The sequence below is a fragment of the Streptomyces sp. BBFR25 genome (genome assembly GCF_044590125.1).
GTDB classification, from domain to species: domain Bacteria; phylum Actinomycetota; class Actinomycetes; order Streptomycetales; family Streptomycetaceae; genus Streptomyces; species Streptomyces canus_D.
Genome location: NZ_CP172447.1, coordinates 7338818 through 7361788, shown reverse-complemented (window position 1 = coordinate 7361788; position 22971 = coordinate 7338818). Strand labels below are relative to the sequence as shown.

The window sequence follows — 22971 nt, the reverse complement described above, 5'->3', positions numbered from 1 at the left end:
GGTGACGGGTGGCTTCGAAGGTCCGGGCACCATGCCGACCACCACGCTGACCGCCGTCGTCGCCCGGGTCGGCGCACTCGCGGACCGGCTCGGCGTGCCGCACACCGAGGTCTTCGGCGTCGGCCGGCTGTCCGTGGCCTCCGGCGTTCCCGAGCCCGTCGTCGGGGCCCTGCTCGGTGGCCGCCCGGCGGGTGAGCCCGACGTCCGGATCAGGTTCGTGCAGCGCCTGGACCTGCTGCGCCGCACCCGGCTGAAGCCGAACGGCCGCAGGTACACCCAGCAGGAGATAGCCGACGGCGCCGGGATGTCGCGGCAGCAGGCCGGCGCCCTCATCAACGGCGACCGGCGTCCCACCATGGAGCACTGCGACGCGATTCAGCGCTTCTTCCGGGTGCACGCGGGATTCCTCACCGCCGAGGACCCCGAGGCGCTCGCGGGCGCCCTCCAGCGCACCGAGCAGGAACTGCTCCAGCAGCTCGCCGACCGGGAGCGGGAGGCGGCGGCCGTCGCCGGCGACCCGTTGGAGCGGCTGCTCCAGGACCACGGAGTGCGCGGCATCGCCTGGCGGGCCGCGCAACTGCCCACCGACCAGCACCGCGACAAGGTCGCCGAGTGGCTGGACATGCTCCTGGAGAGCGTCAAACGGCCCGAGTCCTGAGCCCGGCGAGGAGCCGCGGCCGAACGGGATTGTCAGTGGTGGACGGCAAGCTGGGAGGGTGCCGCCGCCGTGCGGGGGCGCGTGACCGCTGACGTCGTTGTGGGGAGAGCCGACCGATGACCACCGCCGTACTGACCGACCGTGAACGCATCGCCGTCCAGGCCTACTTGCGGCTCCTGCACACCGTGCGGGCCGGATTCGACGCCGGGGACGGTCCCGACGGCCCGCCCCGGCCGCCCGTCGTCCCGCCCTCCGTGCTGGCCGAGGCGGAACAGGCCCTGCGGGCCGCGGGACTGACGGGGAACGAGGAGGCGTTCTTCCGGCTCCTGCGGGACTGGTGCCCGCGTCCCTGACGGGGGCGGGCGGCCCGGTCGCCGCTCAGGTGCCGGGGACCGTCACCGCCGTGGTGACCAGGCCGTCCCGGGCGGTCCAGCGGCCGTCGAAGTGGGTCAGGCGCCTGCCCGCCACGGTCGGTCCCGGCACCAGGAGGTCGGCGTGCAGGGTGCCGCGGCGCGGGTCGTCGGGGTCCACGCGCAGCTCGATGTCCGCCTCCGCGAAGTCCAGCCACTGCCCGGTGAGGGGGAACCACGCCTTGTAGACCGACTCCTTGGCGCTGAACAGCAACCGGTCCCAGTGGACGCCGGGCCGCGTCTCGTCCAGTCGCCGCAGGCGGGCCGTCTCGGCGGGCAGGGCGACGGACCCGAGGACGCCGTCCGGGAGCGGCCCGTCGGGTTCGGCGTCGATGCCGAGGGAGGCCAGGTCGGTCAGGCGGACCAGGGCGGCGGCGCAGTAGCCGTCGCAGTGGGTCATGCTGCCGGCGAGGCCGTCCGGCCAGCGCGGGGCCCCGCGTTCACCGGTCAGCACGGGCTGCGGGGGCACGCCGAGCTTCTCCATGGCCCGGCGGGCGCAGGACCGCACGACGGTGAACTCCCGGCGCCGCTTGGCGACCGCGCGGGCGACGATCTCCTCCTCCTCCGGGTAGAGGGGCAGGTGACCGGCGTCGTCGTGGCCGAAGGCCTCCACGGTGACGACCGTGTCGGGCAGCAGTTCCTCGATCACCGGGTCACCTCCTGGCGCGACGGCGCCGTGGACGGCTGCGTCGACGGCAGGATGCGGCGCAGCCGCCCGGGCGGTCCCTGCCGCTTGCGCCACTCGCGGGGATAGCCCACCGACACCTCCTCGAACCGGACCCCCTCGTGCCAGGTGGTACGCGGGATGTGCAGGTGGCCGTAGACCATGGTGTCGACCCGGAACCTGCGGTGCCAGTCGGCGGTCAGCGAGGTGCCGCACCACATGGCGAACTCCGGGTACCACAGGACGTCGGTGGGGTGCCGGTGCAGCGGATAGTGGTTGACCGGGATCGTGGGCAGGTCCGCGGGGATCTCGGCGAGCCTGCGCCCGGTCTCCTCCACCCGCGCCCGGCACCAGGCCTCGCGGCTGGGATAGGGGTCGGGGTGCAGCAGGTACTCGTCGCTGCACACGATGCCGGTGCCCTGCGCGTACTCCAGTCCCTCGGCCTTGGTCGCGCATCCCGGGGGCAGGAACGAGTAGTCGTAGAGCAGGAAGAGCGGTGCGACGACCGCCGGGCCGCCCGCGCCCTCCCACACCGGGTAGGGGTCCTCGGGGGTGGTCACGCCCAGTTCCCGGCACATCTCGACGAGGTGCGCGTAGCGGGCGGCGCCGCGCAGGGTGACCGTGTCCTTGGGGTGCGTCCACAGCTCGTGGTTGCCCGGGGCCCAGACGACCCGGCGGAAGCGGTCCGCGAGGGTCCCGAGCGTCCAGCGGATGTCGGCGACGGTCTCCGCCACGTCGCCGGCCACCAGGAGCCAGTCGTCGTCGGTCTCGGGTCTCATCCGCTCGACCAGGGCGCGGTTCTCCTCGTAACCGACGTGCAGATCGCTGATGGCCCACAGCTTCCCCGGAGCACCGGCCCTCGACGTCATCCCCCACCCCTTCCCGACGCACACTCGACGCCACGAGATCACATCCCCGCCCCGGTCACAAGGCGGCCTTGGGGCCCCGCCGCGTCGGGGCCCCAAGGCCCTGGGACGGCCGCTCCGGCGCATCCGTGTGACGCGCGTTGCGCCCGGGGCCGCGCGTACCCCTATGATCGCCCCAACACCACCGCCACGACTCTCCCTTCGCGCAGAGCGGCTCGGTGTCCCTCCAAACCCCTGGCCGGGCATGGCCCGCTTAGCCCTGCCCGCGAACCCCGGAAGGCGGCTTGCATGGCTTCTCCCGTACGCGTCTGGCTCAACCGCACGTACGCGGAGAACGTCTTCTTCATGGATCAGCTGCGGAGAAATCCCGCCGACCGGGCCGTGGAGATCCATGCCACGCACGGCGACCCGGACTCCCCCGTGCTGGCCGCCGCGGACACCGCCGACCTGGAACCCGAAGGGCTCTCCCCCGCCGGTTACGTCGAGTACGCCCTGGCACAGTGCGCGCGGCGCGGCATCGACGTGTTCGTGCCGCGGCTGCACCAGTCGGCGATCGTGGCGCACCGCGCCGAGTTCGAGGCGGCCGGTACGGCGCTGCTCGCGCCGCCGCCGGAGGCGGTCGCCCTCTTCCGGGACAAGGTGATCGCCTACGAGGCGGTCCGGGCGATCGGCGTGCCGGTGCCGCCGTGGTGGCGGGTGCGCACGGCGGACGAACTCGTCGCCGCGGTGGAGGAACTGGAGGCCGGGGGTCACCGGGCGTGCTTCAAGCCGGCGTCCGGCGCGGGCGGCGTGGGCTTCAGGATGGTCACCCGGGACCCCTTCTCGCTCGCGCACCTGAACGGCTTCCCGAGCCCGTCCGTGCCGCTGCCCCTGGTCGTCGAGGCGCTGCGGGCGGCCGAGGAGCCGGTGGACTGGCTGGTGATGCCGCGCCTGGAGCAGCCGGAGGTCTCGGTGGACTGCCTCACGGGGCCCGACAACCGGGTCCGGCTGGCCGTGGGCCGCACCAAGAACGGCCGCCGCCGCGGGTTCACCCTGCACGAGCAGTGGCTGGCACCGGCGCGGCGGATCGCCGAGGCGTTCGGGCTGCACCACCTGTCCAACGTGCAGTTCCGGATGTTCGGCGACCGGCCCGTCCTGATGGACGTCAACACCCGCCCGGCCGGCGGACTGCACCAGCTGGCGCTGTGCGGGGTCAACGTGCCCTGGGCGGCGGTCCGGCTGGCCCTCGGGGACGACCCGGGTGAGCTGGAGCCGCCGTTCCTGGGCCGGGACTACGCCGTGGTGTCGGGGCCGCGTCCGCTGCGCCCGGTGTCCGTGCCCCACCAGCGCACGGACCTCCTCGCCGTTCCGCCCCCGGCCCCGGCGGCCCCGCAGGCACCGGCGCACGCTCAGGCGCCGTCGCAGGCACCGGCGGCCTCCGCGCCGGTGGGGCTCACCTGAGGTAGGCCAGCCCCGGGTGCACCGCCCGGTAGCCGTCGACGAGGCGGTGGGCGACGTCGACCGAGTCGACGAGGGGGTGCAGGGCGAAGGCGCGGACCGCGGCCGCGCGGGACCCGGTCCCGGCCGCGGTCAGGACGTCGCGCTCGACGGCCTTGACCGCGCAGACCAGGCCGGTGGCGTGGTCCGGCAGCGGGTCGACGGCCATCGGGTGGGCGCCGTTCGCGTCGACCAGGCAGGGCACCTCGATCACCGCGTCGTGGTCGAGGGCGGAGAGCGTGCCGCGGTTGCGGACGTTGAGGATGAGGGTGGCGCGTTCGTCGCGGGCGACGGCCCGCATCAGCGCGAGCGCCACCTTCTCGTAGCCGCCGGACAGGTCCTCGGCCTCGCGTTCGCCCGCGCCCGCCGTCTCGCGGTTCTCGGCCATGTAGGTGGCCTCGCGTTCGGCGCGGGTGCGGTCCCAGGTGGCCAGGGCCGGGGCGTCGGGGTGGCGCATCTCGTCGTAGAAGCGGGCCTGCTGGTCGCGCAGGAAGGCGCCGCGGGTGCGGTCGGCCTCCTGGTAGGCGCGGACGGTCTCGCGGTTGAAGTAGTAGTAGTGCAGGTACTCGTTGGGGACCGCGCCCAGGGAGCGCAGCCATGCGGGGCCGAAGAGGCGGCCCTCCTCGAAGGAGCCGAGCAGTTCCGGGTCGGCGAGCAGCCGCGGCAGCTCGTCCCGACCGTCGACGCGCAGACCGCGCAGCCAGCCGAGGTGGTTGAGGCCGACGTAGTCGACGAACGCCCGGTCCGGGTCGGCGCCCAGCACGCGGGCGACGCGGCGGCCGAGCCCGACCGGCGAGTCGCAGATGCCGATGACCCGGTCGCCGAGGTGCCGGGACATGGCCTCGGTGACGAGTCCCGCCGGATTGGTGAAGTTGATGACCCAGGCCTCCGGTGCCAGCCGGGCCACCCGGCGGGCGATGTCGACGGCGACCGGGACGGTGCGCAGTCCGTAGGCGATGCCGCCCGCGCCGACCGTCTCCTGGCCGAGGACGCCCTCGGCGAGCGCCACCCGTTCGTCGTCGGCGCGTCCCTGGAGGCCGCCGACGCGGATCGCGGAGAACACGAAGTCGGCGCCGCGCAGGGCCTCGTCGAGGTCGGTCGTGGCGGTGACCGCCGGCGCGTCGGGCACCCCGGCCGCCTGCTCCGCCAGCACCCGGGTCACCGCCGTCAGCCGGTCCGGGTCCAGGTCGTGCAGGACGACGTCGCTCACGCGCCCCTCCGCGCGGTCCCCGAGGAGCGCCCCGTACACGAGCGGCACCCGGAATCCGCCGCCGCCCAGCATCGTCAGCCTCACGTCCGCACCCTTCCGTCGCCCGCGGCCGCACTTCGTCCGGCGCCGATCATGGCACGGCCGGGTGCCCCCGCGCGTGCACCCGCCTCCCCTCTGTCCAGGGGCCGGGAAGGACACCTACCCTCGGCCCGGTGACCGCCCCCGCCGCCACCGCCCCCGACCGGCTGCTCTCCGTGCTCGCCGCGTTCGACCACGCGCACCCGGCCCTGTCCCTGACGGACATCAGCCGCCGCGCCGGGCTGAGCCTGACCACCGCGCACCGGCTGGTGGGCGCCCTGACCCGGTGGGGTGCGCTGGAGCGGGACGAGTCGGGCGTCTACCACGTGGGCCTGCGGCTGTGGGAGATCGCCGCGCTCGCCCCGCGCGGTCTCGGGCTGCGGCAGGTCGCCCTGCCCTACCTGGAGGACCTGTACGAGGCGACCCACGAGAACGTGCAGCTGGCGGTGCGGGACGGTGGCGAGGTCGTCTACATCGAGTGGCTGGCGGCGCGGTCGTCGGTCGGCGTGCACATCCGCGTCGGCGCCCGCTGGCCGCTGCACGCCACCGGGGTCGGGCTCGCCCTGCTCGCGCACGGCGAACCGGAGTTCCAGGAGGCCTACCGCACCGGCCCGCTGGCCGCCTTCACCCCGTACACGATCACCGACCCGGCACGGCTGCGCCGGGTGCTGGCCGAGGTGCGGCGCACCGGGGCGGCGGTGAGTGACCGCCAGATCACCGACGACGCCCTCTCGGTGGCCGCCCCGGTGCACGGCCCGGACGGCACCGTGACCGCGGCCGTGTCGGTCGTCGTGCCGCACGCCGACGCGCAGGTGCCGACGCTGGTCCCGGCGGTCCGGCTGGCGGCCCGCGGCATCTCCCGGGCCCTGGGCTGGCGCCCGAGCATCCCTCTCACCGTTGGGGACGCGGCCCCGTACCCCCACTGACGCACCGGAGCCTGCACACGAGGACCAGGGGAGACCGGCGGTGCGGATCGACACCGCGGTCGTCCGGGTGCCGCTCGCTGCGGCGACGACGGCGCCGCCGGGCCACCGCGCCCGGTGGGCCCCGAACCCCGGTCGGGATCTGCCCCGCCCGGCACTTTCGCGTGACGTTCACGACGTTCAGGGGCTGAACTCCCCTACTCCGCAAGGAGTTTCTCGGCTTCACCTCTTGACGGCCGCGGCGGCCCGGAGCACATTGGCCGCACTCTGAGAGCGCTCTCAAACGGCTCCCCCACGGAGCGCGCTCGGGGCGTACCGCTTCCCACCCCCGCATCGAGAGGCGACCCCCGCATGAGTAGGACATCCGGCAACCCGCCCAGACGCCGGCCGCTGCGCCGGGCACTGGTGGCCGTCGTCGGCACGCTCGGACTCGCCGCGGCGGCGACGACCGTCACCGGCCCGTCGGCGGGCGCGGCCGTTCCACCGCCCCCGTCCGGCTGGACGCAGGTCTTCGCCGACGACTTCGACGGCGCGGCCGGCTCCGGCGTGAACACCGCGAACTGGCAGTACGACACCGGCACCTCGTACCCCGGCGGCCCGGCCAACTGGGGCACCGGCGAGATCGAGACGATGACCTCGTCCCCGGAGAACGTCTCGTTGGACGGCAGCGGAAACCTGCGCATCACCCCGCGGCGCGACGGCGCCGGCAACTGGACCTCGGGCCGCATCGAGACCAGGCGCGCCGACTTCGAACCCCCGGCCGGGGGCAAGCTGCGGGTGGAGGCCCGCATCCAGGTTCCGAACGTCACCGGGGCGGCGGCCAAGGGCTACTGGCCGGCGTTCTGGATGCTCGGCTCGCCCTACCGGGGCAACTACTGGAACTGGCCCGGTGTCGGCGAGATCGACATCATGGAGAACACCCAGGGCCTCAACACGGTGTGGTCCACGCTGCACTGCGGCACCTCGCCCGGCGGGCCCTGCAACGAGACCAGCGGCATCGGCGGCAACACCCCGTGTCCCGGCGCCACCTGCCAGGCGGGCTTCCACACCTACCGGGCGGAGTGGGACCGCTCGACGAGCGTCGAGGAGATCCGCTTCTCCGTCGACGGCACCACCTTCCACACCGTCCGCGAGAACCAGGTGGACGCAACGACGTGGGCGAACGCCACGAACCACGGCTACTTCATCATCCTCAACGTCGCGATGGGCGGCGGCTTCCCGGACGCGTTCGGCGGCGGCCCGGACGGCGGCACCCAGCCCGGCCACTCCATGCTCGTGGACTACGTCCAGGTGCTGTCGGCCGGTGGGAGCGGTACCACGCCGCCCCCGACCGGCGGTGACCGCGACGCGTACAGCGCCATCGAGGCCGAGTCGTACGACGCCCAGTCCGGCACGATGACCGAGGGCAGCTCGGACTCGGGCGGCGGGAGCAACCTCGGCGCCCTCGCGAACGGCGACTGGGTGCAGTACAAGGGCGTGAAGTTCGGTTCGAGCCCGGCGACCCAGTTCAAGGCCCGGGTGGCGAGCGGGGCGGCCGCCGGGGTCAGCGGTCTGGTCGAGGTGCGCCTGGACAGCCGTACCGGCACGCCGATCGGCAGCTTCGCCGTGGGCAACACGGGCGGCTGGCAGTCGTGGCGCACGATCCCGGCGAACATCGCCTCGGTGACGGGCACGCACGACGTGTACCTGACCTTCACCAGCGGCCAGAGCGCCGACTTCGTCAACGTGAACTGGTTCGGCTTCGGCCGCTGAGCGGCGACCGGTCCCCCACAGGAGGGCGAAGGGGCTCCACGGTGCGTGGAGCCCCTTCGTCGTGCCGCGGAGTTCCTCAGCGCAGCTCCGCCCGGAAGGCCGCCGGCGTCTGGTCGGTGTGCTGCTGGAAGAACTTGGAGAAGTTCGCCGCGTCCGGGAAGCCGACCGCCGCGCCGACCCGGCCGATCGGCATCTCGGTGTGGGCCAGGAGCCGCTTGGCCTCCAGGACGACGCGCTTGTCGATGAACCCCTTGGGCGTCTCGCCGGTGGCGGCGCGCACCGCGCGGACCAGGGTGCGGCGGGAGTAACCGAGCGCGTCGGCGTAGGCGCTGACGCTGTGGTTGGTGGCGAAGCCGCGCTCGACCGCGTCCCGGAACAGGGTGAAGGTGCTGTCCCCCGGCGTGTCCGCCCGCCCCTCCCGCGCCGCGTGTGCCGAGCTGGCCGCGAGATGCGCCAGGCGCAGCAGGAACGCGGACAGCGTGTGGCGCAGTACGGCGGTGTGCAGGCTCAGCGGGAGCGTGGTCGCGTCCTCGTACTCGCGCCGCAACTGGTCGAGCGACGCCGTCAGTCCGGCGAGCCGCGCCTCGTCGGGACGGAGCAGGGGCGGCAGGTCGTAGCGGTAGAGGCCGGTCGCCTCCACGGTGGCGCGGGGCAGGAAGCCGGGCTGCATGGTGAGCACCGTTCCGCGGTACTCGGCCCCGGGCGCGAAGCGGTGGACCTGGCCGGGACGGATCCACAGCAGATCGCCCGCCGTCGCCTCGTACTCGGCGAAGTCGATCATGTGACGGACCGGTCCGCCGGTGAAGAGCATGACGACGTGGAAGTCGATGCGGTGCACGCGGTGCAGCGGGGCGTGCGCGTGCCAGGTGCGCCCGTCACCGAGGGGGCCGACCTGCATGCCGACGCCGAGGAGGCTGAGATCGACCGGGAAGGGGAACGTTCTGATCCCGTCGCCGCCGCCTTGATGTCTTTCGTCCGCCATGTCCGTCCCGTACCGTCCGCCCGCGTGCCCCGCGGCCGGGGCGTGTCCCACTTTCACCACAGGCTGGCACACCACGACCTTCACTCCAAAAAGTCAGACTTTTAAGTTTGAACGCGTCAGACCAGGTACTCCGCTCCGATCGAGGATTTCTTGAAGATGAGCACGCAGCCGAGCAAGCAGACAGTGGACAGCGCGGACCGCTTCGAATGGACCGAACTCGACCGGCGTGCCGTCGACACCGCCCGGATCCTCGCGGCCGACGCCGTGCAGCAGGTGGGGAACGGCCACCCGGGCACGGCGATGGCCCTGGCCCCGGCGGCGTACACGATCTTTCAGAAGGTGATGCGGCACGACCCCGCCGATCCCGAGTGGACCGGCCGTGACCGCTTCGTCCTCTCCCCCGGCCACACCTCGCTGACCCTCTACACCCAGCTCTTCCTCGCCGGGTACGAGGTCGGGCTGGACGACCTCAAGGCCTTCCGCACGCACGGCTCCAAGACGCCGGGCCACCCCGAGTACGGGCACACGGCGGGCGTGGAGACCACCACGGGGCCGCTGGGCCAGGGCGTGGCCAACGCGGTGGGCATGGCGATGGCCGCCCGCTACGAGCGCGGCCTGTTCGACCCCGAGGCCCCCGAGGGCGAGTCGCCCTTCGACCACACGATCTGGGCGATCGTCTCCGACGGCGACCTCCAGGAGGGCGTCTCCGCCGAGGCCTCGTCGATGGCCGGTCACCAGAAGCTCGGCAATCTGGTCTTCCTCTACGACGACAACCACATCTCGATCGAGGGCGACACCGCGACCGCGTTCTCCGAGGACGTGCTGAAGCGCTACGAGGCGTACGGCTGGCACACCCAGCGCGTCGAGCCCGCCGAGAGCGGCGACGTCGACGTGCACGCCCTGCACGCGGCGCTGACGGCGGCGCAGGCCGAGACCGGGCGCCCCTCCATCATCGCCATGCGCACGATCATCGCCTGGCCCGCCCCGAACGCGCGGAACACCGAGGCCTCCCACGGCTCCGCCCTCGGCGCCGAGGAGGTCGCGGCCACCAAGCGCGTCCTCGGCTTCGACCCGGAGAAGTCCTTCGAGGTCGAGGGCGAGGTACTCGCCCACACCCGCCGGGCCCTGGACCGCGGCGCCGAGGCGCACGCCGCCTGGGACAAGCGGATCGCCGCCTGGCGCGACGCCGCCCCCGAGCGCGCCGCGCTCTTCGACCGCGTGGTCGCCGGCCGGCTGCCCGAGGGCTGGGAGGACACCCTCCCGGTGTTCGAGACCGGCAAGTCGGTCGCGACCCGGGCCGCCTCCGGCAAGGTCCTCCAGGCGCTCGGCCCGGTGCTGCCCGAGCTGTGGGGCGGCTCGGCCGACCTGGCCGGCTCCAACAACACCACCATCGACAAGACCAGCTCCTTCCTGCCCGAGGGCAACCCGCTGCCCGGGGCCGACCCGTACGGCCGCACCGTGCACTTCGGCATCCGCGAGTTCTCCATGGCCGCGGAGATGAACGGCATCGCCCTGCACGGCAACACGCGGATCTACGGCGGCACCTTCCTGGTCTTCTCCGACTACATGCGCAACGCGGTGCGCATGTCCGCGCTGATGCAGCTGCCGGTGACGTACGTGTGGACGCACGACTCCGTCGGCCTCGGCGAGGACGGCCCGACGCACCAGCCGGTGGAGCACCTGGCCGCCCTGCGCGCCATCCCCGGTCTCAACGTCGTCCGCCCGGCCGACGCCAACGAGACCGCGACGGTGTGGGCGGAGATCCTCCGGCGGCACTCCACCCACCCGGCGCCGCACGGCCTGGCCCTCACCCGCCAGGGCGTGCCGACCTACGCGCCGAACCCGGACGCGGCGCGCGGCGGGTACGTCCTCGCCGACGCCTCCACCGGCACCCCGGACGTCGTGCTGATCGCCACCGGCTCCGAGGTCCGGCTCGCGATGGCCGCCCGGGAGGAGCTGGAGGCCGAGGGCACCGCCACACGGGTGGTGTCGATGCCGTCCGTGGAGTGGTTCGAGGAGCAGCCCCGCGCCTACCGCGAGAGCGTGCTGCCGCCGTCCGTGCGGGCCCGGGTCGCCGTGGAGGCCGGGATCGGCCTCACCTGGCACCGGTACGTCGGGGACGCGGGCCGCATCGTCTCCCTGGAGCACTTCGGCGCCTCCGCCGACGCCGAGACCCTGTTCACCGAGTTCGGCTTCACCGCCGGGCACGTGGCCGCCGCCGCCCGGGAATCCCTGGCCGCCGCCCGCGGCTGATCCCACCGGATCCCACCCCGATCCGATCGCAGAAAGAGAAGATGATCACTGTGACCGAAGCAACCGCCACCGCGGGAGCACTGCAGCGCCTGGCCGACCAGGGCGTGTCCGTCTGGCTCGACGACCTGTCGCGGCGGCGGATCGAGTCCGGCAACCTCGCCGAGCTGATCCGGACGAAGAACGTCGTCGGCGTCACCACCAACCCGTCGATCTTCCAGGCGGCCATCGGCTCCGGCGAGGGCTACGAGGAACAGCTCGCCGACCTGGCGACCCGGGGCGTCACCGTCGACGAGGCGGTCCGCATGATGACCACCGCCGACGTCCGCGCCGCCGCCGACGTGCTGCGCGAGGTGTACGACGCCTCCGGCGGGCGCGACGGCCGGGTCTCCATCGAGGTCGACCCGCGCCTGGCCCACGACACGGCGGCGACGGTCGCCGAGGCGCGTCAGCTGGCCTGGCTGGTCGACCGCCCCAACGTGATGATCAAGATCCCGGCGACGAAGGCCGGTCTCCCGGCGATCACCGATGTCATCGGCGCCGGCATCAGCGTCAACGTCACGCTGATCTTCTCCCTGGAGCGCTACCGCGAGGTCATGGACGCCTACCTCGCCGGTCTGGAGAAGGCGCAGGCGGCCGGGATCGACCTGGCGGGCATCCACTCGGTCGCCTCGTTCTTCGTCTCCCGCGTGGACAGCGAGATCGACAAGCGCCTGTCCCTGCTGGGCACCGACGAGGCGCGCGCGCTGCGTGGAAAGGCCGCGCTGGCCAACGCGCGACTGGCCTACGAGGCGTACGAGAACGTCTTCGCGGGCGACCGCTTCACCGCCCTCGCCGGGGCCCGCGCCAACCCCCAGCGCCCCCTGTGGGCGTCCACCGGTGTGAAGGACCCGGCATTCCGGGACACCCTGTACGTGGAGGAGCTGGTCGCTCCCGGCACCGTGAACACGATGCCGGAGGCCACCCTGGACGCCGCCGCCGATCACGGCGACGTACGGGGTGACACGGTCACCGGCGGGTACGCCCAGGCCCGGGCCGACCTCGCGGCGGTGGAGCGGCTCGGCGTGTCGTACGACGAGGTGGTGGAGCAGTTGGAGCAGGAGGGCGTGGCGAAGTTCGAGGCGGCCTGGCAGGAGCTGCTCGTCGCCGTGACGAAGTCCCTCGACAGCAAGGGAGTTGACGGGGAATGAGCGAGGAGCTTCCCGCCACGACGGTCCGGGAGACCAAGGCGACGAAGGAGTCCAAGGAGGCCCGGACGGCCCAGGACGCGGCCGGACCACTGCACGCCCAGGCGGCGGAGGAGGCCCAGGCCGCCGGGGCGGCGAAGGCGGCCGCACCTTCCGGGTCCTCCCGGAGCGCGAAGAAGACCGGGACGGCCCGTGCCGCCAAGGGGGCGAAGGGCAAGGGCGCGGGCAAGGAGGCCGTGGAGCCGGTGGCACCGCTCGACTGGAGCAACCCGCTGCGCGATCCCCAGGACCGCCGTCTGCCCCGTATCGCGGGGCCGTCCGGGCTGGTCATCTTCGGCGTCACCGGTGACCTGTCCCGCCGCAAGCTGATGCCGGCCGTGTACGACCTGGCCAACCGCGGCCTGCTGCCGCCGGGCTTCTCCCTGGTCGGCTTCGCCCGCCGGGACTGGGAGGACCAGGACTTCGCCGAGGTCGTGCACGACGCGGTCAAGGAGCACGCGCGCACGCCGTTCCGCGAGGAGGTCTGGCAGCAGCTCTCCGAGGGCATGCGCTTCATCCCCGGCGACTTCGACGACGACCACGCGTTCGAACAGCTGCGCAAGTCCGTCGAGGAGCTGGACGCCTCCCGCGGCACCAGCGGCAACTACGCCTTCTACCTCTCGGTGCCGCCGAAGTTCTTCCCGAAGGTCGTCCAGCAGCTCAAGAAGCACGGCCTGACCGACGGGCCGGACGGCTCCTGGCGACGTGCGGTGATCGAGAAGCCGTTCGGCCACGACCTGGACAGCGCCCGTGAGCTGAACGCGCTGGTGCACGAGGTCTTCGACCCGGAGCAGGTCTTCCGCATCGACCACTACCTGGGCAAGGAGACCGTCCAGAACATCCTGGCGCTGCGCTTCGCCAACCAGATGTACGAGCCGATCTGGAACCGGTCCTATGTGGACCACATCCAGATCACCATGGCCGAGGACATCGGCATCGGCGGCCGGGCCGGCTACTACGACGGCATCGGCGCCGCCCGCGACGTCATCCAGAACCACCTGCTCCAGCTGATGGCCCTCACCGCCATGGAGGAGCCGGCCGCCTTCGACGCGCGGTCGCTGCTCACCGAGAAGCTCAAGGTGCTGCGGGCCGTGCGGCTGCCGGAGGACCTGGGCGGGCACACCGTGCGCGGACAGTACGCGGGCGGCTGGCAGGGCGGCGCGCAGGTGCCCGGCTACCTGGAGGAGGAGGGGATCGACCCGGCCTCCACCACCGACACCTACGCGGCGATCAAGCTGGGCATCGACAACCGCCGCTGGGCGGGCGTGCCCTTCTACCTGCGCACCGGCAAGCGGCTTGGCCGCCGGGTCACGGAGATCGCGGTGGTCTTCCAGCGGGCCCCGCACTCCCCCTTCGACTCCACCGCCACGGAGGAGCTGGGCGAGAACGCGATCGTCATCCGCGTCCAGCCGGACGAGGGCATGACGGTGCGCTTCGGCTCGAAGGTGCCGGGCACGTCGATGGAGATCCGGGACGTGTCCATGGACTTCGCCTACGGCGAGTCCTTCACCGAGTCCAGCCCGGAGGCGTACGAACGGCTGATCCTGGACGTCCTTCTGGGGGACGCCAACCTGTTCCCGCGCCACCAGGAGGTGGAAGAGTCCTGGCGGATCCTCGACCCGATCGAGGAGTACTGGGCCTCGCACGACAAGCCGGCGCAGTACGCGTCGGGCGGCTGGGGACCGCGGGAAGCCGACGAGATGCTCGCACGAGACGGACGGAGCTGGCGCAGGCCATGAGGATCGACCTGACCGACACCACGGCAAGCAAGATCAACAAGGCGTTGGTGCAGGGCCGTCGGGCCATCGGCACCCCGGCCGTGGGCATGGTGCTCACGCTGGTCATCGTCACCGACGAGGAGAACGCCTACGACGCCATCAAGGCGGCCGAGGAGGCCTCGCACGAGCACCCCTCGCGCACCCTGGTCGTCATCAAGCGCCACCCCCGCAACCTGCGCGACCGCACCCGCTCGCACCTCGACGCCGAGGTCCGGGTCGGCTCCGAGGCCGGGACCGGCGAGACCGTCGTGCTGCGCATGTACGGGGAGGTGTCCGAGCACGCCGACTCGGTGGTGCTGCCGCTGCTGCTGCCGGACGCGCCGGTCGTCGTGTGGTGGCCCGTGCAGGCGCCGGACAACCCCGCGAAGGACCCGCTGGGCGCGCTGGCCCAGCGCCGGATCACCGACCTCTACACGGTCGAGCGGCCGATGGAGGTCCTGGAGCGCCGGGTGCGCGCCTACGCCCCCGGCGACACCGACCTGGCCTGGACCCGGCTGACGCTGTGGCGCTCGATGCTGGCCGCCGCCCTGGACCAGGCCCGGGTGCCGGTGACCTCCGCGGTCGTGGAGGCCGAGGCGGACAACCCGGCCGCCGAGCTGCTGGCCCGCTGGCTGGAGGCCCGCCTGGGCGTCCGCGTGGAGCGCGTGGTCACCGACGGGCCGGTCGTCACGGCGGTCCGGCTGGGCACGGCGGGCGGCGAGATCGTCATCGACCGGCCGGAGGGGCCGCTCGCCACGATGACCCTGCCCGGTCAGCCCCCGCGCTCCCTCGCCCTGAAGGTGCGCCCCACCTCCGAACTCATCGCCGAGGAGCTCAGGCGCCTCGACGCCGACGAGATGTACGCCATCGCCCTGCGCGGCGAGGCCGGCAAGGAGACCCCTGTTCATGTCTGACACCCCGAAGCTCGACCAGCGGCCGCAGTGGACCGCGCTCGCCGACCACGCCAAGGGCACGCTGCCCCACCCGGACCTGCGCGAGCTGTTCGCCCAGGACCCCGGGCGGGCGGAGCGGTACGTCGTGCGCGTCGGCGATCTGCGCATCGACTACTCGAAGAACCTCGTCACCGACGAGACGCTGGCCCTGCTCCAGGAACTGGCCGCCGCCACCGACGTGTTCGGGCTGCGCGACGCGATGTTCCGCGGTGAGCGCATCAACATCACCGAGGACCGGGCCGTGCTGCACACCGCGCTGCGGGCCCCGCGGGACGCGGTGATCGAGGTCGACGGCGAGAACGTGGTCCCCAAGGTGCACGCCGTGCTCGACAAGATGGCCGGCTTCGCCGACCGGGTCCGGGGCGGCGAGTGGACCGGTCACACCGGCAGGCGCATCCGGAACGTCGTCAACATCGGCATCGGCGGCTCGGACCTCGGTCCGGCGATGGCCTACGAGGCGCTGCGGGCCTTCACCGACCGCTCGCTCACCTTCCGCTTCGTCTCCAACGTGGACGGCGCCGACCTGCACGAGGCGGTCCGGGACCTGGACCCGGCCGAGACGCTCTTCATCATCGCCTCCAAGACGTTCACCACCATCGAGACGATCACCAACGCCACCTCGGCGCGCTCCTGGCTGCTGGACGCGTTCGAGGGCGACGAGAAGGCGGTGGCCAAGCACTTCGTGGCGCTGTCGACCAACGCCGAGAAGGTCGCGGACTTCGGCATCGACACGGCCAACATGTTCGAGTTCTGGGACTGGGTCGGCGGCCGGTACTCCTTCGACTCGGCGATCGGGCTCTCCCTGATGATCGCCATCGGCCCGGACCGCTTCCGGGAGATGCTCGACGGCTTCCGCATCGTCGACGAGCACTTCCGCAACGCCGAGGCCCCGGCCAACGCGCCGCTGCTCCTCGGTCTGCTGGGCGTCTGGTACGGCGACTTCCTGGGCGCGCAGTCGCACGCGGTGCTGCCGTACTCGCACTACCTGTCGAAGTTCACCGCGTATCTCCAGCAGCTGGACATGGAGTCCAACGGCAAGTCCGTCGACCGGGACGGGAACCCGGTGGAGTGGCAGACCGGGCCGGTGGTCTGGGGCACGCCGGGCACCAACGGACAGCACGCGTACTACCAGCTGATCCACCAGGGCACCAAGCTGATCCCGGCGGACTTCATCGGCTTCGCGCGGCCCGTGGGCGAGCTGAGCGACGAACTGAAGGCCCAGCACGACCTGCTGATGGCCAACTTCTTCGCGCAGACCCAGGCGCTCGCCTTCGGCAAGACCCCGGACGAGGTACGCGCCGAGGGGGTGCCCGAGGAACTGGTCCCGCACAAGACCTTCCGCGGCAACCACCCCACCACGACCGTCCTGGCCGCCGAGCTGACCCCCTCCGTCCTCGGCCAGCTCATCGCCCTGTACGAGCACAAGGTGTTCGTACAGGGCGCGATCTGGAACATCGACTCCTTCGACCAGTGGGGCGTCGAACTCGGCAAGGTGCTCGCCAAGCGCGTCGAACCCGCCCTCACCGAGGGCGCCGACGTGCCCGGCCTCGATCCGTCCACGGCCGCGCTGGTGGCCGCCTACCGTGAACTGAAGGAAGTGCACTGACATGCAGATCGGTCTTGTGGGTCTCGGCAAGATGGGCGGCAACATGCGCGAGCGGCTGCGCAACGCCGGCCACACCGTCGTCGGATACGACACCAATCCCGACCGGGCCGACGTCGACAGCCTGGTCGAGCTGGTCGACCGGCTGGAGCGGCCGCGCGCGGTCTGGGTGATGGTGCCGGCCGGCGGCGCCACCCAGCACGTCATCGACCAGCTGGCGACGCTGCTCAAGCCCGGCGACACCGTCATCGACGGCGGCAACTCCCGCTGGACGGACGACGAGAAGCACGCCGAGGAGCTGGGCAAGCGCGGCATCAACTTCGTCGACGCCGGTGTGTCCGGCGGCGTGTGGGGCCTGAAGAACGGCTACGCCCTGATGGTCGGCGGCGACAAGGAGACCGTCGAGGACCTCAAGCCGGTCTTCGACGCGCTCAAGCCGGACGGCCCCTACGGCTACGTCCACGCGGGCCGGGTCGGTGCCGGGCACTTCGCCAAGATGGTCCACAACGGCATCGAGTACGCCATGATGCAGGCCTACGCCGAGGGCTGGGAGCTGCTGGAGAAGGTCGACTCCGTGGACAACGTCCGCGAGGTCTTCCGCTCCTGGCAGGAGGGCACCGTCATCCGGTCCTGGCTCCTGGACCTGGCCGTCAACGCCCTCGACGAGGACCACCACCTGGAGAAGCTGCGCGGGTACGCGGAGGACTCCGGCGAGGGCCGCTGGACCGTGGAGGCGGCCATCGACAACGCCGTGCCGCTGCCCGCGATCACGGCCTCCCTCTTCGCGCGGTTCGCGTCCCGGCAGGACGACTCGCCGCAGATGAAGATGATCGCCGCGCTGCGCAACCAGTTCGGCGGCCACGCGGTGGAGTCGGCCAAGAAGTAGGCGGCGCGCGCGGCGCGTTGACGTGACCGGCCGGTTCGGGTCAGAGTCCCTCCCTGATGGAGATCAACGACCTGACACCGGCCGAGTCGCGCGTCTGGCGGGCGTTCGCCTCGGGCACCCTCGTGGACTTCCGCGCCCGCGACGACGAGGACACCACCGACGGCGGTTCCTGGGGCCCCGAACGGACCGTACGCGCGAGTGTGCTGCGGTCGCTGCTGCTGAACGGCCCCCGGGCGGAGGGCGAGGTGCCCGCGCTCAACCTGGCCGGCGTCCGCGTCACGGGCACCCTGGAACTCCAGTACGCGACGGTCGACCACCCCGTGCGGCTGCGGCACTGCCACTTCCAGGACGCACCCAGCCTGTACGCGGCGCGGCTGCGGGACCTGAACCTGAGCGAGTCGGTGCTCCCCGGGCTGATCTCGCACGCGGTCCGGGTGGAGGGCGTGCTGCGGCTGACCCGCGCCCGGTTCGGGGGCATGGTGCGGCTCGGCGGCGCGGAGATCGCCGGCAGCCTGTACCTGGAGAGCACCCGGATCCACGCGCCGGACACCGAGGAGCCGGTGCTCCAGCTGAACCAGGCCGCCCTGGGCGCCGACCTGTGGGCGCCCGGCCTGCGGGCGCGGGGCAGGGTGCGGCTCGACGGCGCCCGGGTGGCCGGGACGGTCAACCTCGCCGACGCCGTGCTCGACCAGCCGGGCGGCACCGCCCTCCAGGCCGAGACACTGGCCACCGAGGCCGACGTGCTGCTGCGGCACGCCGAGGTGCGGGGCCGGATCGAACTGCGCGGCGCGCGCATACCCGGCCGCCTCGACCTCTCGCACGCGCGCCTGGCCAATCCCGGGGGGACCGCGCTGCGGGCCAGCAGTTGCGTGATAGGCGAACTGTGGCTGCGGCAGGGACCGGTGGCCGAGGGCTCGCTGAACCTGCGCCGCTCTCAGGTGGAGGTGCTGTTCCTGGAACCCGACGTGGTACCTGAGTGGGTACAGTTGAACGACCTCACCTACACCGCGCTCATCCCGCACGAGCCCGCCGAACGACGGCTGCCGATGCTGGAGAAGGGCGACAGCTATCTGCCCTTCACCTACGAGCAGTTGACCGCGTCCTACCGCCGGATCGGCGACGACGACGCGGCCCGGCGGGTCCAGCTCGCCAAGCAGCGCCGGCACCGCCGCACCCTGCCCTGGTACGCCCGCCTGTGGGGGCACCTCCAGGACGTCACGGTCGGGTACGGCTTCCGTCCGCTGCGCGCGGGCGGCTGGCTGCTGTCGCTGCTGGCGGTCGGCTCGGTCGCGTACGGGCTGCACCATCCGCCGCCGCTCAAGCCGGAGGAGGCCCCCGGCTTCAACCCGGTCTTCTACACCCTCGACCTGCTGCTGCCGGTGATCTCCTTCGGCCAGGAGAACGCGTTCTCGCCCGAGGGCGGGTACCAGACGCTCTCCTACATCCTGATCATCACCGGCTGGATCCTGGCCACGACGGTGATCACCGGCCTGACCCGCACGGTCAGCCGCCAGTGAGGATCTCCGTGTCATGCGGGGCGTTCCGGGGAGGCGTGGGCGGGGTATGCCGGACGCGTCCCCGGACGAACGATCAAGGAGAGCGATGGCGGTGCCACCCCTGCGCCAGGAGGTCGACGCGGGTGCGGCCGGGCTGGACCCCGGCGCGCTGGACCGGCTCGACCTGCACTTCGCCCGGCAGGTCGACGAGGGCCGCCTGCCCGGGTTCCTGGTGGCCGTCGCGCGCGGCGGGCGCGTCGCACATCTGACGGTGCACGGGCTGCGGGACGTCGCGGCCGGGCTCCCGGTGACGGCCGACACCCTGTGGCGGATCTACTCCATGACCAAGCCGGTCACGTCCGTGGCCGTGCTGAGCCTGGTGGAGGAGGGCCGACTGTCGCTGGACGACCCCGTGGACCGCCACCTGCCGGCCTTCGCCGAGCCGCGCGTGTACGCCGGGGGGACAGGGAACGACGTCGTCACCCGGCCGGCCGCCGGTCCGGTGCGTGTCCGGCACCTGATGACCCACACCGCGGGGCTGACGTTCGGCTTCTACCGCACCCACCCCGTCGACGCGCTCTACCGGGCGGCCGGGGTGGAGTCCTCGGTGCGGCCGGGCGCGGACCTGGCCGAGACGGTGGACCTGTACGCGAGCCTGCCCCTCCAGTTCGAACCGGGCACCGAGTGGAACTACTCGGTGGCCAGCAACGTCCTGGGGCGGCTGGTCGAGGTGGTGTCCGGGCAGCCCCTCGACGTGTTCTGCGCCGAGCGGATCTTCGGGCCGCTGGGCATGACGGACACCGGGTTCCACGTCACCGACGCGCAGGCGGGCCGCCTGGCCGAGCTGTACGGCGAGACGGAGGACGGCGGCATCACCCCGGTCCCCGGGCTGCCGCTGCGGGGCCGGCCCCGGTTCCTGTCGGGCAGCGGCGGCCTGGTCTCGTCCGCGTACGACGTGCACCGCTTCGCGGAACTGCTGCGCCGCCGCGGCGCACTCGACGGGGTCCGGCTGCTCGCCCCGGCCACGGTGGACCTCATGACCCGCAACCACCTCCCCGGCGGCGCCGACCTGCGTTCCCTCGGCAGCCGCCCGGCGCACGACCAACCCGGAAACGACGGCGTCGGCTTCGGCCTCGGCGTCTCCGTGGTCATCGACCCGAGCCGCACCCGGTCGCCCTCCGGGCTCGGCACGTACGGCTGGAGCGGGGTGGCGACGACCACCTTCTGGGTCGACCCGGGCCGTGATCTGACGGTGCAGTTCATGACCCAGGTGCGGCCGAAGTCCTCGCACACGGTCTACCCGGACCTGAAGCGGCTGGTGCACGAAGCTCTCGTGGAGTGATCCGGCCCGGCGGAGCCCGGTCCCCCACGGTCAGGACGACATGTGCGCCATGGCGTCCAGGTGGGGCAGGTGGTGGTCGAGCCGTTCCCGCTTGGTGCGCAGATAGGTGATGTTGGACTCGCACGGCGGTATCAGCAGCGGCACCTGCTCGGCGACCTCGATGCCGTGCGCCACCAGCGCCTCCCGTTTGCGCGGGTTGTTGGACATCAGCCGCACCGACCGCACGCCGAGGTCGTCGAGGATGCGGGCGGCGGCGCCGTAGTCCCGGGCGTCCACGGGCAGGCCGAGGGCGAGGTTCGCCTCCACCGTGTCCAGGCCCTCGGCCTGCAACGCCATCGCGCGCAGCTTGGCCAGCAGACCGATGCCGCGCCCCTCGTGGCCGCGCAGGTAGACCACGATCCCGCTGCCCGCGTCGGCCACCTGCCGCAGCGCGGAGGCGAGTTGGGCGCCGCATTCGCAGTGCTGGGAGCCGAAGGCGTCGCCGGTCAGGCACTCCGAGTGGAGCCGGGTGAGCACGCCTTCGGCGCCCGGGTCGCCGTGGACGAGGGCCACTTGCTCGTCGCCGCGTTCGTGGTCGAAATAGCCGAACGCCCGGAATTCTCCGTACACGGTGGGCAGCGGTGTCACCACGATCCGCTCCACGTCCGTGCGAGGCGATCGCTGTGCTGCCCTCTTGCCGAGTACACCGATTTTTTCTGTCATGATTTTCGCGTTCCTCAACAGATTGCTCAACCGAGTTGGAAGGCCGTGCGGAAATGGATGTTTCACTGGTGCCTGCGGACACGAGCGAAGACGTGCGCGAACGCGGCTCGGCGGTCGCGGTGCTGCCGGTCGGGAGTTACGAGCAGCACGGTCCGTACCTGCCGCTGGCGACCGACACCCTCGTCGCCTGCGCCGTCGCCCGGGAGTTGGCCGCCGCGTACCCGGTGTGCCTGCTGCCGCCGGTGACGATCGGCTGCTCGCACGAACACGCGGGCTGGCCCGGGACCGTCAGCATCTCCGCCGTGACCCTGCACGCGGTGGTGCGGGACATAGCGGACTCCCTGCGCCGTTCGGGGATCGGGGCCCTGGTCGTGGTCAACGGACACGGCGGCAACTACGTGTTGGGCAACGTCGTCCAGGAGTCCTCCGCGCGCGGTGAGCGGATGGCGCTGTTCCCGGCCGCGGAGGACTGGGAGACGGCGCGGCAGCGGGCCGGGGTGGCCACCTCGCTGCTCACCGACATGCACGCGGGGGAAATCGAGACCTCCATTCTTCTGCACGCGCACCCTGAATTGGTCCGGCCCGGTTACGAGGCCGCCGATTTCGTCGCGGACGACCGGCGTCATCTGCTCTCCCTCGGTATGTCCGCCTATACCGCTTCCGGTGTCATCGGGCGTCCTTCACTGGGATCGGCGGAAAAGGGGAAGGAACTGCTGGCGGGCCTCGCGGATTCCTTCGCGGATTGTTTCGCGCTGCTGACGGCGGTGCGGGCGACCGTGTCCGACTCCGACGAGGAGCGCGCGTAGCGCACGGCGTGCCGGCGGGCGACGAGGACGACGGCGCCGGGCAGGCTCGCCACGAGGCTGAGCACGCCGTACACCACCGCCGTGCCCAGCCCGGTCCCCGCGCCCAGCCCCGCCGCGCCGAACGCCCAGGCGGTGACGCCCTCCCGGGGGCCCCAGCCGCCGACGTTCAGCGGCAGCCCCATGGCGAGCAGCGCCAGCACCGCCAGCGGGGTGAGTACGGCGACGGAGGCCGCGCTGCCGGCGACCCGGGCGGCGAGCACGAACATCGTGAGGTGCCCGGCGAGCACGACGACGGAGGAGAGCGCGACCCCCGGCAGGCTGCGCCGGGACAGCAGCCCGGCCCGTGCCGCACCGAGCGCCGCCCGCAGGGCCCGGCCCCGGCGTGCGGGCGTCCGGTTCATGCGCAGGGCGAGGGTCACGGCGAGCGCGCCGAGCAGGGCCAGTCCCGCGGGCGGTGCGATCCGCCGCGCCTCGCCGAGCACCGGGGACGGCATGGTGAGCAGGACGGCGACCCCGACGCCGGTCAACACGAGCTGACCGGCGGCCCGTTCGAGGACGACGGCCCGCACGCCGCGTCCGAGGTCCCCGGCGCTCCGCCCGTGCCGCACCGCGCGGTGCACGTCACCGAGGACGCCGCCGGGCAGGGCCGCGTTGAGGAACAGGGCGCGGTAGTAGTCGGCGACGGCCGCCGCGAACGGCAGCCGGATGCGCAGTCCCCGGGCCACCAGGGCCCAGCGCCAGGCGCTGAAGACCGTGGTGACCAGTCCGATCCCGAGGGCCGCCAGCACCGTGGCCCCGTCGATCCGGCCGAGCCCGTCCAGGAGGGCGCCGGTTCCCAGCCGCCACAGGAGCACGGCGAGGACGGCGGTACCGGCGAGGGTGCCGAGGTGGGTGCGCAGGGCGCGGCGGCGGGGCGCGTCCGGGCGCGGCG

The 22971-nt window shown here is 72.8% G+C and carries 19 protein-coding genes and 1 pseudogene; 14 read left to right on the top strand and 6 right to left on the bottom strand.

Annotation, left to right across the window (positions count from 1 at the left end):
- Position 1: 1 nt before the first annotated feature.
- Together ACGH52_RS32975 and ACGH52_RS32970 are read left to right on the top strand one after the other, a co-directional pair.
- Positions 2 to 658 carry a helix-turn-helix transcriptional regulator gene (locus ACGH52_RS32975; protein ID WP_076977323.1) on the top strand — a complete coding sequence of 219 codons (657 nt, stop codon included), beginning with the start codon at positions 2 to 4 and terminating at the stop codon, positions 656 to 658.
- 116 nt (positions 659 to 774) lie between these two features.
- A complete protein-coding gene (locus tag ACGH52_RS32970) occupies positions 775 to 1011 on the top strand; it encodes a hypothetical protein (protein WP_076977322.1) in 237 nt (78 codons plus the stop codon).
- 25 nt (positions 1012 to 1036) lie between these two features.
- Here ACGH52_RS32970 and ACGH52_RS32965 read toward each other — a convergent pair whose 3' ends face one another.
- Together ACGH52_RS32965 and ACGH52_RS32960 are read right to left on the bottom strand one after the other, a co-directional pair.
- Positions 1037 to 1717 carry a 4'-phosphopantetheinyl transferase gene (locus ACGH52_RS32965; RefSeq protein WP_399944690.1) on the bottom strand — a complete coding sequence of 227 codons (681 nt, stop codon included), beginning with the start codon at positions 1715 to 1717 and terminating at the stop codon, positions 1037 to 1039.
- On the bottom strand, positions 1714 to 2601 hold the full coding sequence (locus tag ACGH52_RS32960) for a metallophosphoesterase (RefSeq protein ID WP_076977320.1): 888 nt from the start codon (positions 2599 to 2601) through the stop codon (positions 1714 to 1716). Before ACGH52_RS32960 ends, ACGH52_RS32965 begins: the two co-directional genes overlap by 4 nt.
- 285 nt (positions 2602 to 2886) lie before the next feature.
- Here ACGH52_RS32960 and ACGH52_RS32955 point away from each other — a divergent pair, with 285 nt between their 5' ends.
- A complete protein-coding gene (locus ACGH52_RS32955) occupies positions 2887 to 4038 on the top strand; it encodes an ATP-grasp domain-containing protein (protein ID WP_399944687.1) in 1152 nt (383 codons plus the stop codon).
- Here the strand turns inward: ACGH52_RS32955 and ACGH52_RS32950 are convergent.
- Positions 4031 to 5368, bottom strand: a complete 1338-nt coding sequence (locus tag ACGH52_RS32950) for a 6-phospho-beta-glucosidase (RefSeq protein WP_399944684.1) — start codon at positions 5366 to 5368, stop codon at positions 4031 to 4033. The genes ACGH52_RS32955 and ACGH52_RS32950 overlap by 8 nt on opposite strands.
- Positions 5369 to 5496: 128 nt before the next feature.
- Between ACGH52_RS32950 and ACGH52_RS32945 the strand changes: the two genes are divergently transcribed.
- The gene (locus ACGH52_RS32945) at positions 5497 to 6288 is read left to right on the top strand and encodes an IclR family transcriptional regulator (RefSeq protein ID WP_399944681.1); all 792 of its coding nucleotides are present in this window, start codon (positions 5497 to 5499) and stop codon (positions 6286 to 6288) included.
- 348 nt (positions 6289 to 6636) lie between these two features.
- Positions 6637 to 8037: a glycoside hydrolase family 16 protein gene (locus tag ACGH52_RS32940; RefSeq protein ID WP_210974745.1), complete on the top strand. Its 1401-nt coding sequence runs from the start codon at positions 6637 to 6639 to the stop codon at positions 8035 to 8037.
- Between the two features lie 76 nt (positions 8038 to 8113).
- On the opposite strand, the gene ACGH52_RS32935 is transcribed toward ACGH52_RS32940, so the two are convergent.
- The gene (locus tag ACGH52_RS32935) at positions 8114 to 9019 is read right to left on the bottom strand and encodes an AraC family transcriptional regulator (RefSeq protein WP_399944678.1); all 906 of its coding nucleotides are present in this window, start codon (positions 9017 to 9019) and stop codon (positions 8114 to 8116) included.
- Positions 9020 to 9175: 156 nt separating this feature from the next.
- On the opposite strand from ACGH52_RS32935, the gene tkt reads away from it, so the two are divergent.
- From tkt to ACGH52_RS32895, 8 genes are all read left to right on the top strand, one after another.
- The gene (tkt, locus tag ACGH52_RS32930; RefSeq protein WP_399944675.1) at positions 9176 to 11272 is read left to right on the top strand and encodes a transketolase; all 2097 of its coding nucleotides are present in this window, start codon (positions 9176 to 9178) and stop codon (positions 11270 to 11272) included.
- 41 nt (positions 11273 to 11313) lie between these two features.
- Positions 11314 to 12459: a transaldolase gene (gene tal, locus ACGH52_RS32925; RefSeq protein ID WP_121703999.1), complete on the top strand. Its 1146-nt coding sequence runs from the start codon at positions 11314 to 11316 to the stop codon at positions 12457 to 12459.
- Entirely contained in the window at positions 12456 to 14234 is a 1779-nt protein-coding gene (zwf, locus tag ACGH52_RS32920; RefSeq protein ID WP_399944671.1) for a glucose-6-phosphate dehydrogenase, read from the top strand. Before tal ends, zwf begins: the two co-directional genes overlap by 4 nt.
- Positions 14231 to 15166 (top strand): glucose-6-phosphate dehydrogenase assembly protein OpcA, encoded by a 936-nt coding sequence (gene opcA / locus ACGH52_RS32915; protein ID WP_076977312.1) that lies wholly within the window; start codon positions 14231 to 14233, stop codon positions 15164 to 15166. Before zwf ends, opcA begins: the two co-directional genes overlap by 4 nt.
- Complete coding sequence (pgi, locus tag ACGH52_RS32910) at positions 15159 to 16811, top strand: glucose-6-phosphate isomerase (protein WP_399944667.1); 1653 nt, start codon at positions 15159 to 15161, stop codon at positions 16809 to 16811. The genes opcA and pgi overlap by 8 nt, the downstream gene beginning before the upstream one ends.
- Position 16812: 1 nt before the next feature.
- Positions 16813 to 17694 carry a phosphogluconate dehydrogenase (NAD(+)-dependent, decarboxylating) gene (gene gnd, locus ACGH52_RS32905; protein WP_059300223.1) on the top strand — a complete coding sequence of 294 codons (882 nt, stop codon included), beginning with the start codon at positions 16813 to 16815 and terminating at the stop codon, positions 17692 to 17694.
- A 56-nt stretch (positions 17695 to 17750) separates the two neighbouring features.
- On the top strand, positions 17751 to 19211 hold the full coding sequence (locus ACGH52_RS32900) for a membrane-associated oxidoreductase (RefSeq protein WP_399944664.1): 1461 nt from the start codon (positions 17751 to 17753) through the stop codon (positions 19209 to 19211).
- A gap of 91 nt (positions 19212 to 19302) precedes the next feature.
- Positions 19303 to 20532, top strand: coding sequence for a serine hydrolase domain-containing protein (locus ACGH52_RS32895; protein WP_399946958.1), 1230 nt, complete (start codon positions 19303 to 19305; stop codon positions 20530 to 20532).
- Positions 20533 to 20562: 30 nt separating this feature from the next.
- Here ACGH52_RS32895 and ribA read toward each other — a convergent pair whose 3' ends face one another.
- A complete protein-coding gene (gene ribA / locus ACGH52_RS32890; RefSeq protein WP_399944661.1) occupies positions 20563 to 21234 on the bottom strand; it encodes a GTP cyclohydrolase II in 672 nt (223 codons plus the stop codon).
- A 53-nt stretch (positions 21235 to 21287) separates the two neighbouring features.
- Between ribA and ACGH52_RS32885 the strand changes: the two genes are divergently transcribed.
- The gene (locus tag ACGH52_RS32885; protein WP_193777840.1) at positions 21288 to 22040 is read left to right on the top strand and encodes a creatininase family protein; all 753 of its coding nucleotides are present in this window, start codon (positions 21288 to 21290) and stop codon (positions 22038 to 22040) included.
- A 95-nt stretch (positions 22041 to 22135) separates the two neighbouring features.
- Here ACGH52_RS32885 and ACGH52_RS32880 read toward each other — a convergent pair.
- Positions 22136 to 22894 (bottom strand): annotated as a pseudogene (locus tag ACGH52_RS32880) (YbhN family protein); the annotation flags it as partial.
- Positions 22895 to 22971 lie beyond the last annotated feature (77 nt).

Bases quoted from the DNA above. Each gene is read 5' to 3' on its own strand.
- ACGH52_RS32970 (WP_076977322.1), top strand. From the start codon at position 775: ATGACCACCGCCGTACTGACCGACCGTGAACGCATCGCCGTCCAGGCC.
- ACGH52_RS32960 (WP_076977320.1), bottom strand. From the start codon at position 2,601: ATGACGTCGAGGGCCGGTGCTCCGGGGAAGCTGTGGGCCATCAGCGAT.
- ACGH52_RS32955 (WP_399944687.1), top strand. From the start codon at position 2,887: ATGGCTTCTCCCGTACGCGTCTGGCTCAACCGCACGTACGCGGAGAAC.
- ACGH52_RS32940 (WP_210974745.1), top strand. From the start codon at position 6,637: ATGAGTAGGACATCCGGCAACCCGCCCAGACGCCGGCCGCTGCGCCGG.
- ACGH52_RS32935 (WP_399944678.1), bottom strand. From the start codon at position 9,019: ATGGCGGACGAAAGACATCAAGGCGGCGGCGACGGGATCAGAACGTTC.
- tkt (WP_399944675.1), top strand. From the start codon at position 9,176: ATGAGCACGCAGCCGAGCAAGCAGACAGTGGACAGCGCGGACCGCTTC.
- tal (WP_121703999.1), top strand. From the start codon at position 11,314: ATGATCACTGTGACCGAAGCAACCGCCACCGCGGGAGCACTGCAGCGC.
- zwf (WP_399944671.1), top strand. From the start codon at position 12,456: ATGAGCGAGGAGCTTCCCGCCACGACGGTCCGGGAGACCAAGGCGACG.
- opcA (WP_076977312.1), top strand. From the start codon at position 14,231: ATGAGGATCGACCTGACCGACACCACGGCAAGCAAGATCAACAAGGCG.
- pgi (WP_399944667.1), top strand. From the start codon at position 15,159: ATGTCTGACACCCCGAAGCTCGACCAGCGGCCGCAGTGGACCGCGCTC.
- gnd (WP_059300223.1), top strand. From the start codon at position 16,813: ATGCAGATCGGTCTTGTGGGTCTCGGCAAGATGGGCGGCAACATGCGC.
- ACGH52_RS32900 (WP_399944664.1), top strand. From the start codon at position 17,751: ATGGAGATCAACGACCTGACACCGGCCGAGTCGCGCGTCTGGCGGGCG.
- ribA (WP_399944661.1), bottom strand. From the start codon at position 21,234: ATGACAGAAAAAATCGGTGTACTCGGCAAGAGGGCAGCACAGCGATCG.
- ACGH52_RS32885 (WP_193777840.1), top strand. From the start codon at position 21,288: ATGGATGTTTCACTGGTGCCTGCGGACACGAGCGAAGACGTGCGCGAA.